This window comes from Pseudomonas sp. FYR_2, from assembly GCF_043106425.1.
Taxonomy (GTDB): Bacteria; Pseudomonadota; Gammaproteobacteria; order Pseudomonadales; family Pseudomonadaceae; genus Aquipseudomonas; species Aquipseudomonas monteilii.
The window spans coordinates 1-8,986 of record NZ_JBICMM010000025.1 but is presented as its reverse complement, the minus strand read 5'-3'; the positions used below and the strand labels follow the sequence as shown (position 1 = coordinate 8,986).

Here is an 8,986-nt window from a genome sequence, read left to right as displayed (position 1 = left end):
CGAAAAAGGGGCCGACGATGCGCGTCGGCCCCTCCACTTCACCGCTTAGTCAGCAGTCAATGCTCGGCAACCGCTGCCCGCCTGACTGTTTCATTGCCATGCTCGTCCACCTCCAGCATCGGCACCTCATTCCCTTCAGCGTCGAACAGCTTGCCATCCTTGAAGTAGTCACCATCACGCAACGCAGAAATGTCCGAGTACTGGATGGTGCGCTCGTAGGCTGCAGCGAACACCGACTGGTTTTCCGAGTTGCCGGTGGTGAAGTGGTTGAAGATCAGGTTCAGCAGGATGGCCATGATCGCCGCCGAACTGATGCCCGAGTGGAAGATGGTCTCGAACCAGTTCGGGAAGTGGTGGTAGAAGGTCGGCGCGGCAATCGGGATCATGCCGAAGCCCAGCGAGGCCGCGACGATGATCAGGTTGACGTTGTTCTTGTAGCTGACCTTCGACAGGGTGCGGATACCACTGGCTGCCACGGTGCCGAACAGCACGATGCCCGCGCCGCCCAGTACCGGGGTAGGTACGGCGGCAATCACCCGGCCCATGATCGGCAGCAGGCCGAGCACCACTAGGATCACGCCACCGGTAGCCACCACATAGCGGCTCTTGACCCCGGTCACGGCCACCAGGCCAACGTTCTGGGCGAACGCGCTCTGGGTGAACGAGCCGAAGATCGGCGCCAGGATGCTCGATGCCATGTCGGCGCGCAGGCCATTGCCCAGCCGCTTGGAGTCGACCTTGGTATCGATGATCTCACCTACGGCGAGGATGTCGGCCGAGGTTTCCACCAGGGTCACCATGATCACGATGCACATCGACAGGATCGCGGCGATGTGGAATTCCGGCATGCCGAAATGGAACGGCGTCGGGAAGGCGAACATCGGGCCTTCGGTGACTTTGCTGAAGTCGGTCATGCCCAGCGCCCAGGCGATCAGCGTGCCGACCACCATGGCCAGCAGGATCGACAGGCGCGAGATGGTCGCGCTGCCCAGCTTGCTCAGCAGCAGCACGATGGCGAAGGTGAGCCCGGCCAGGCCGATGTTGGCCACGCTGCCGAATTCTGGCGAGGCGCTGTTGCCGCCCATTACCCAGCGTGCGGCCACTGGCATCAGGGTCAGGCCGATGGTGGTGATGACGATACCGGTCACCAGTGGCGGGAAGAACTTGGTGATGCGCGAGAACACCGGCGTGATCAGAAAGCCGATCAGCGATGCCGCCATGACCGCGCCAAGCACGCCCGGTAAGCCACCGCCGCCATCGCTGCTGAGGATCGCGCCCATGGTCGCCACACCGGCGAACGATACGCCCTGCACCAGCGGCAACTGGCAACCGAAGAACGGCAGCCCCAAGGTCTGTAGCAGGGTGGCCAAGCCACCGGCAAACAGCGAGGCCGCGATCAGCATGCCGATTTCGGCACCGTTCAGGCCAGCGGCCTGCCCCAGGATCAGGGGTACCGCGACGATCCCCCCGTACATGGTCAACACATGCTGCAGACCATAGGCCAGGTTGGCACCAAGCCCGAGGTTTTCATCCTCGGGGCGCTTGGTGGGAGACGTGCTAGGGGACGTAGTCATGGAGCAGGCTCTCTGTTTATTGTTGTGTCGCTACTGTAGACATTTCCTGCCAATGATTGCCACAGAAATTGTATACAAGATTTTGATCGGAGCGCGTACACGGGCGACCGCTGGGTGTGCAAAAACCCAATGCAGAAGCCGTACCAACTCATCGAAAGCGGTGCTAGAGGGGTGTGTACAAAGTGCTGCTACCCAGGCTTAAAGCTGTCTGGGTAGACAGGAAACGTCAGGCGGGAGAGCTATTAGCTAGCTAAGAGATTTCATTATTCGATGAGTTCGCGCAGCTCACGCATCATTTCGGTGCTGTCAGCCACGTTCAATTCCACAAGACGGTGCAAATGGGTCATCGAATCGACGTCGATATAGAGGCAGATGAAGCCCAGACGATCGGGTTCTTCGTGGCGCAGCTCGACCTGCATCTTTACACGGGCTTCCTCACCCAGATGGATAGTGGCGTCGAAGTCCTGGGTCAGGTCGGCGTCCCAATTTGCCGGGCGCTCGATCAGCAGGCCTTTGAGTGAAAGATCCAGCAACTTGGCAGGCCAGCACTTCAGGCCTTGCCGCAGTTCGGCGGGGGCGTCGAAATCGATACGCTGGAAGCGGCGGCGTTCGTCGTGATCGCTCATGGCATGGGTCCTCGGGTGGGTCCTAAGGTGACATCCTGACTATAGTTAGAGTGGTATGTGCATCAGGTACCGCAATCTGGCCGCAGAGGCTCTAGACCAAAGCAAGTGTGGCAATGCGCGATGACTGGCCCTAGACTCGGTGGGCGGTCTTTCCAATCCACCAGCTGGAAGCAAACCATGAACAACAATAATAGCCTGCTACGCCACATTCCGTGGCTGGCGCTGGCAGTCATAGGGGCCTGCGCGCTGGGTGTGGTAGCCCTGCGGCGCGGTGAGGCGATCAACGCCTTGTGGATCGTGGTCGCGGCAGTGGCCATCTACCTGGTTGCCTACCGTTACTACAGCCTGTTCATCGCCACCAAGGTGATGCAACTCGACCCGCGGCGCGCCACGCCTGCGGTGCTCAACAACGACGGCCTGGACTACGTCCCGACCAACAAACACATTCTTTTCGGTCACCACTTCGCCGCTATCGCTGGCGCAGGCCCCCTGGTCGGCCCGGTGCTTGCCGCGCAAATGGGCTACCTGCCCGGCACGCTGTGGCTGATTGCCGGTGTGGTGCTGGCCGGTGCGGTGCAGGACTTCATGGTCCTGTTCCTGTCTACCCGCCGCAACGGCCGCTCGCTGGGCGACATGGTGCGCGAGGAGATGGGCCGCATTCCGGGCACCATCGCCCTGTTTGGCTGCTTCCTGATCATGATCATCATCCTGGCGGTGCTGGCGCTGATCGTGGTCAAGGCCCTGGCCGAAAGCCCATGGGGCATGTTCACGGTGATGGCGACCATCCCGATCGCGATGTTCATGGGCATCTACATGCGCTACATCCGCCCGGGCCGCATCGGCGAAATCTCGGTCATAGGCGTGGTTTTGCTGCTGGCTTCGATCTGGCTGGGCGGTGTAATCGCTGCAGACCCGGTGTGGGGCCCAGCGTTCACCTTCACGGGCGTGCAGATCACCTGGATGCTGGTGGGCTACGGCTTCGTTGCCGCGGTGCTGCCGGTATGGCTGGTGCTGGCACCGCGTGACTACCTGTCCACCTTCCTCAAGATCGGCACTATCGTTGGCCTGGCCATCGGTATCCTGATCATCGCGCCCGAGCTGAAAATGCCGGCGCTGACCCAGTTCACCGACGGCACCGGCCCGGTGTGGAAGGGCACCCTGTTCCCGTTCCTGTTCATCACCATTGCCTGTGGTGCGGTGTCCGGCTTCCATGCGCTGATCTCCTCGGGAACAACGCCCAAGCTGCTGGACAACGAAACCAACGCCCGCTACATCGGCTACGGCGGCATGCTGATGGAGTCGTTCGTCGCCATCATGGCCATGGTCGCCGCTTCGGTGATCGAGCCGGGTGTGTACTTCGCCATGAACAGCCCGGCCGCCGTGGTTGGTGCAGACGTGGCGTCGGTGGCGCAGACGGTCAGCAGCTGGGGCTTCCTGATTACACCTGAGCAGCTTGAAGCCGTCGCCCGTGACATCGGTGAGCACACCATCCTGGCCCGTGCCGGCGGTGCGCCGACCCTGGCGGTCGGTATCGCGCAGATCCTGCACCAGGTGTTGCCAGGTGAAAACACCATGGCCTTCTGGTACCACTTCGCGATCCTGTTCGAGGCGCTGTTCATCCTCACCGCGGTGGACGCCGGTACCCGTGCCGGGCGCTTCATGCTGCAAGACCTGCTGGGCAGCTTCGTGCCGGCGCTCAAACGCACCGAATCGTGGGGCGCCAACCTGCTTGCCACCGCGGGTTGCGTGGCACTCTGGGGCTACCTGCTGTACCAGGGCGTGATCGACCCGCTGGGCGGCATCAACACCCTGTGGCCGCTGTTCGGCATCTCCAACCAGATGCTGGCCGGGATCGCCCTGATGCTCGGTACCGTAGTGCTGATCAAGATGAAGCGTCAGCGCTACATCTGGGTCACCCTGGTGCCGGCCGTCTGGCTGCTGATCTGCACCACGGCTGCAGGCCTGATCAAACTGTTTGACCCGAACCCGGCGGTTGGCTTCCTGGCCCTGGCCAAGAAATACAGCACCGCGCTGGACGCCGGCCAGGTACTGGCCCCGGCCAAGGACATCGGGCAGATGCAGCATGTGATCTTCAACGCCTACACCAACGCGGGCCTGACGATTCTGTTCCTGCTGGTGGTGTTCAGCATCCTGTTCTTCGCCATCAAGGTTGGCTATGCCGCCCTGGGCCGCAAGGAACGTACCGACAAGGAAACCCCGTTCCAGGCACTGCCTGACGCGTAATCGAGAGGACTGCAGTCATGTTCAACGACCTGGGTCGACTGGGTAAATACCTGGGGCAGGCAGCCCGCCTGATGGTCGGCATGCCCGACTACGACAACTATGTCGAGCACATGCAGAAGACCCACCCGGACAAGCCGGTGATGACGTACGAGGAATTCTTCCGCGAACGTCAGGAAGCGCGTTACGGTGGCAAGTCCGGGCCCAAGTGCTGTTGAGCCTGCGACACGTGTGAACCTGTGGGAGCCTGGGTAACCGGCTCCCACAGTCATTTCAGATTCAGGAGATTTACTGCGTGCAGACGCCCATTCCCGTAACCGTGCTCACTGGCTTCCTCGGTGCCGGCAAGACCACCTTGCTCAAGCACATGCTCAAGGCCGAGCACGGCCTGAAACTCGCCGTGATCGAAAACGAGTTCAGCGAGGCTGGCATTGACAGCCAACTGCTGGGCGACGAACCGGTGCAGGTGATGACCCTGGCCAACGGCTGCGTATGCTGCAGCATCCACGGCGACCTCACCCGCGCCCTGTACCTGCTGCTTGAACGCCTGGACGCTGGCGAAATCGCCTTCGACCGCCTGGTAATCGAATGCACAGGCCTGGCCGATCCGGCGCCGGTGGCGCAAACCTTTTTCATCGACGAGGAACTGCGTGAGCGCTACATCCTCGACGGCATCATCACCCTGGTAGACGCGGCTCATGCCGAACTGCACCTGACCCAAACCATTGCCCAGGCCCAGGTCGGCTTTGCCGATCGCTTGCTGTTGAGCAAGACCGACCTGGTTGACTCGGCTGCGGTAGAAGCCCTGCGCGAACGCCTGGCCCGCATCAATGGTCGGGCCGCAGCCCGGGTGGTCGAGCACGGTCGTATCGACCTGGCTGAGCTACTGGATGTGCGTGGCTTCAACCTCCACCCCGACTTGGGTGCGAACCTGAAGCCGACGTTACGCCCTGTACTCAAACCGGCTACCCCGGACCGTATTTCCACGCTGGTGTTGCGTACGGAAACCGCGCTGGACATCGACCGCCTCAGCGATTTTATGAACGACCTGCTGGAAACCCACGGCAAACAGCTGTTGCGTTACAAGGGCGTGCTGAACATTGCCGGAGAGGACCGCAAGCTGGTGTTCCAGGGTGTGCTCAAGCTTTACGGCTTCGACTGGGATGCCGAGTGGGCTGAAGGTGAAACCCGCGAAAGCGTGATGGTGTTCGTCGCCGATGAACTGCCCGAGGCTACGATTCGGGCTGGCTTCGAGGCGTTGGCTGCGGGCTGAGCCGGCGCGGCGTTTGTGGCGCGAACCACTGCGGCCATGAGCTGCGGTGGCGGGTTTCGACCTCGATGCAGGGGATCAGACGCTCGGTGAGCACCGCCGTTTGCCGAACGGCCTTGGCCGTACGGTACTTGATGCTGTGTATGCATTCGCGGTCGCCGAACTCGCAGCGGTTCAGTGCGGTACCGCCGCAGGGGCCGTTGGCCAGGCCCTTGGGGCAGGTTTCCGGGCAGATGTACAACGTGTCTTCCAGGCGGCAGCGGCCACAGGTGTCGCAGCCCACCAATGGCCGTTTCACTGCGCGCTCCATTTTGTGCAGCACCTGTGCGCCAACCGGTGTTGACCACAGCGGCTGGCGCACCGCCCAGCCAAATGCCTTGCTCAGGCTATTGCGACGGCTGAACAGCAATGAATGCATGCCGTGCATCAGGTGATAGCGCGCTTTTTCTGTGAGCGAAGCATCGACCCGTGACTCGCCTTGGCGCCAACCCGCCTGCGGCGGATGGAAGGTGACTGCCGGCAGGCCGGGCATCTGCCAGCTGGCGCGCCATGCAGGCGCCCATTGATCCAGGGTGTGGATCCGGGTTTGCCAGTGTTCGATGCGTGCCTCAAGGGCCAGCAGTTGTTTGAGTTCGTGAACCCCTGACAGATGCACGCCGGCGTAACCCATCAGCTTCACGCCGATGATCTGCAAGGCCAGGCGGTCAACGCTGCGTGCCTGGGCAAAGGCCTTGGACTGCACGGTCTCCGCTTCGAGCATGTCACGCATCGACGGTGTGACGGTAACGCCAGCCACGTGGTCGAGCATCGCAGCGCGCCCGTGGGTAAGGCTCATCAGGCACGCCAGCATGGGCTTGGGCGTGGCCTGGCGGCGCATCCAGTGCATGGCTTCCTGGTGTTTATCCCCATCGAACCCCAGTTGCAGAGTGAGGAAGTCGGCGCCTGCTGCCAGCTTTTTTTCGGCCTTGAAATACTGGGCGCCGCCTTCTTCCTCGTGGTACTTGAACGGGTTCAGTGCAGCGCCCAGCAGCCAGTGTGGGCAAGCCTGGCGAGCGATCTGCAGGGCGGCGACCGACTCCAGGTAACGCACCGGGCGCTGGCCAGGCTCGTGGCCGGGCAGGCGGTCGCCGGTCAGCAGCAACAGCTGGTCGAGGCCGGCGGCGTCCATGCGTTGCAACTGGGCGAGCAGGTGGTGGCGTTCGCGGTCCTTGCCGGAAAAGTGCGGCAGGGCAGGCACCGGGTTGCTGAACGAGGCGAGGGCGTCCAGCGGCGACATGTCCAGCGGGCTGCCGACACGGTCGCCGATGGCAATGGTCATCGGCCAGCCACACAGGTGCGCACGGACCATGATCGCTTCCATGGCGGCGAAGCGTTCTGCGGAAGGCTTGGGGACGAACTCCGTCACGCAGACGAAATTTTGTTCGCGCAGCGCGGTTTTCAGCAGGCTCATGTGGCCGGGTACCTGGTGTGGTCAAGGTGCCATTGTGCGGCACAAGGTGGACCGGATCATGTCCGGGGGCGCAGGAGGGTGCCCTGATTGAGACATGATCATGAAGAAATCTTGAGTTCATCTCAAATTTAATGAGTTTGCCTCAACGGTCCGCGAACCGGAAAATCCCCTCAATCATTTATGCATGCTGAAGGGACAAGACATGGCACTGGCACATAACCTGGGCTTTCCACACACCTGCGGCGACCATGAGCTGTGGCAGGTGCAGAAAGACGCCGGCATAGAACTGCTGCCAGTCGGCGACATTGCCTGGTACGGCCAGGTGTTGGCCGGTGACCACCAGCAGTTTGCCCTGAACTGGGAACAGCTTTTCGAGGAAGTAGCGCAAGCCACAGCCCTGGGCCATGCGGTCAAGCCGGTGTTGCTGGGCCCGTTGAGCTACCTGTGGCAGGCCACAGCCAAGGCCAGTGATGTCGACAAACTGGAGCCACTCGACAGCCTGCTGCCGCTGTATGACCAAACCCTCAACCGCCTGGCTGCCCTGGGTGTCGAGTGGGTGCAGATCGATGAACCGATCCTCGCCCTTGAGTTGCCGCAAGATTGGAAAAACGCCTACGAACGCGTCTACAACATTCTTCAGCGCGCACCTTTGAAGAAGTTGATCGCCACTTACGCGGGGGGGCTTGAAGGCAACCTTGGCCTGGCCGCGAACCTGCCGGTCGATGGCTTGCACATCGACCTGGTGCAGGCACCCGAGCAGTACACCACCATGCTCGACCGCCTGCCGGCCTACAAGGTGCTGTCGCTGGGCTTGGTCGACGGCCGCAACGCTTTGCCTTGCGACCAGGAAAAGACCCTGGACCTGCTGCGCGATGCCCACGAGCGTCTGGGGGAGCGGCTGTGGGTGGCGCCATCTTGCGCGTTGCTGCGAAGCCCATTGGACCTGGCGGTGCAGAAGTGCCAGGAAGTGGCTGAACTGGTCAAGGCCTTGAATAACGCGCTGAAACAGGTCGCTATCGCCGCTTGATCCTCAAACACCCTAGAATGCCGACTCCGATTCAAATCGACAGGGAGTGATGCGATGAGAGTTCTGGTAGTCGGCGCCAGCAAGGGCCTGGGTAAGGCCTTCATGGAAGGGTTGGGCAAACCGGGTGACACTTTGGTCGGCGTCTCTCGCACCCGGCCAGCAGACGTGAGCTTGGGCCAGGGTGTTGAAGCCCAGTGGATCGAGGCCGACCTCGGCCAGCCCGCTGCCGCCGTCGAGGCCATTGCCGAAGCAGTGGCCGAGGGCGGGGTGGATACGCTGATCTACAACCTCGGCTTGTGGGAGGCCGAAGCGTTCGAAGCGCACTACAGCTTCCTTGAAGACCGTGATGTGGAATTGCAGCGCATGGTCGACTGCAACATCACGGCAACCATCCTGCTGATCAAGCGCCTGCTGCCGTTGCTGCTTGAAAGCGAAAAACCACGGATTATCCTGACCGGCTCCACCTCGGGCTTGCCCCAGAGTGGTCGCCCGGAAGTGACCTTTGCCGCCTCCAAATTCGCCCTTCGCGGTATTGCCGAGGCGTTGCGCGAAGGTTATCGGGGGCAGGGCCTTGGGGTGACGTGCCTGAACCTGGGATACCTGAATACCGAGGACGGTCTGGACGTGCCGGTGGCCGAGGCTGCGGTGCGTGGGGAAGGGGGGCTGATACCGCTGCATGATGTGGTGCTGATGGTACGCACGCTGCTTGAACTGTCGGCGGCGAGCTATGTGCGGGAGCTGATCTTACCGGCCATAGCCGATGAGCGGTTCTGAAGGCTGAGGTTGCTTTGTAGGCAG

Annotated in this window: 8 protein-coding genes; 5 read left to right on the top strand and 3 right to left on the bottom strand. The window is 61.9% G+C overall.

What is annotated here, in order from left to right; translation table 11 throughout:
* Positions 1-56: 56 nt before the first annotated feature.
* Both ACF8R4_RS12875 and ACF8R4_RS12870 read right to left on the bottom strand, forming a co-directional pair.
* Entirely contained in the window at positions 57-1,574 is a 1,518-nt protein-coding gene (locus ACF8R4_RS12875; protein WP_392492595.1) for a nucleobase:cation symporter-2 family protein, read from the bottom strand.
* 263 nt (positions 1,575-1,837) lie between these two features.
* Positions 1,838-2,200: a PilZ domain-containing protein gene (locus tag ACF8R4_RS12870; RefSeq protein ID WP_060499984.1), complete on the bottom strand. Its 363-nt coding sequence runs from the start codon at positions 2,198-2,200 to the stop codon at positions 1,838-1,840.
* Between the two features lie 177 nt (positions 2,201-2,377).
* Here ACF8R4_RS12870 and ACF8R4_RS12865 point away from each other — a divergent pair, with 177 nt between their 5' ends.
* The 3 genes from ACF8R4_RS12865 to yjiA all read left to right on the top strand — a co-directional run bounded on the left by ACF8R4_RS12865 (position 2,378) and on the right by yjiA (position 5,714).
* Positions 2,378-4,444, top strand: coding sequence for a carbon starvation CstA family protein (locus ACF8R4_RS12865; protein WP_060499983.1), 2,067 nt, complete (start codon positions 2,378-2,380; stop codon positions 4,442-4,444).
* A gap of 17 nt (positions 4,445-4,461) precedes the next feature.
* Positions 4,462-4,659 (top strand): YbdD/YjiX family protein, encoded by a 198-nt coding sequence (locus ACF8R4_RS12860; RefSeq protein WP_016713459.1) that lies wholly within the window; start codon positions 4,462-4,464, stop codon positions 4,657-4,659.
* Positions 4,660-4,736: 77 nt separating this feature from the next.
* Positions 4,737-5,714, top strand: coding sequence for a GTPase (gene yjiA, locus ACF8R4_RS12855; RefSeq protein WP_392492592.1), 978 nt, complete (start codon positions 4,737-4,739; stop codon positions 5,712-5,714).
* Here the strand turns inward: yjiA and ACF8R4_RS12850 are convergent.
* Positions 5,674-7,161, bottom strand: coding sequence for a methylenetetrahydrofolate reductase C-terminal domain-containing protein (locus tag ACF8R4_RS12850; protein ID WP_164525081.1), 1,488 nt, complete (start codon positions 7,159-7,161; stop codon positions 5,674-5,676). The genes yjiA and ACF8R4_RS12850 overlap by 41 nt on opposite strands.
* Positions 7,162-7,363: 202 nt before the next feature.
* On the opposite strand from ACF8R4_RS12850, the gene ACF8R4_RS12845 reads away from it, so the two are divergent.
* Positions 7,364-8,188, top strand: a complete 825-nt coding sequence (locus ACF8R4_RS12845; RefSeq protein WP_060500015.1) for a 5-methyltetrahydropteroyltriglutamate--homocysteine methyltransferase — start codon at positions 7,364-7,366, stop codon at positions 8,186-8,188.
* Positions 8,189-8,242: 54 nt separating this feature from the next.
* A complete protein-coding gene (locus tag ACF8R4_RS12840; RefSeq protein ID WP_060499980.1) occupies positions 8,243-8,962 on the top strand; it encodes an SDR family oxidoreductase in 720 nt (239 codons plus the stop codon).
* Positions 8,963-8,986: the final 24 nt, after the last annotated feature.

Coding starts and splice junctions, on each gene's coding strand:
- ACF8R4_RS12860 (WP_016713459.1), top strand. CDS start 4,462: ATGTTCAACGACCTGGGTCGACTGGGTAAATACCTGGGGCAGGCAGCC.
- ACF8R4_RS12840 (WP_060499980.1), top strand. CDS start 8,243: ATGAGAGTTCTGGTAGTCGGCGCCAGCAAGGGCCTGGGTAAGGCCTTC.
- ACF8R4_RS12850 (WP_164525081.1), bottom strand. CDS start 7,161: ATGAGCCTGCTGAAAACCGCGCTGCGCGAACAAAATTTCGTCTGCGTG.
- ACF8R4_RS12865 (WP_060499983.1), top strand. CDS start 2,378: ATGAACAACAATAATAGCCTGCTACGCCACATTCCGTGGCTGGCGCTG.
- ACF8R4_RS12870 (WP_060499984.1), bottom strand. CDS start 2,200: ATGAGCGATCACGACGAACGCCGCCGCTTCCAGCGTATCGATTTCGAC.
- ACF8R4_RS12845 (WP_060500015.1), top strand. CDS start 7,364: ATGGCACTGGCACATAACCTGGGCTTTCCACACACCTGCGGCGACCAT.
- ACF8R4_RS12875 (WP_392492595.1), bottom strand. CDS start 1,574: ATGACTACGTCCCCTAGCACGTCTCCCACCAAGCGCCCCGAGGATGAA.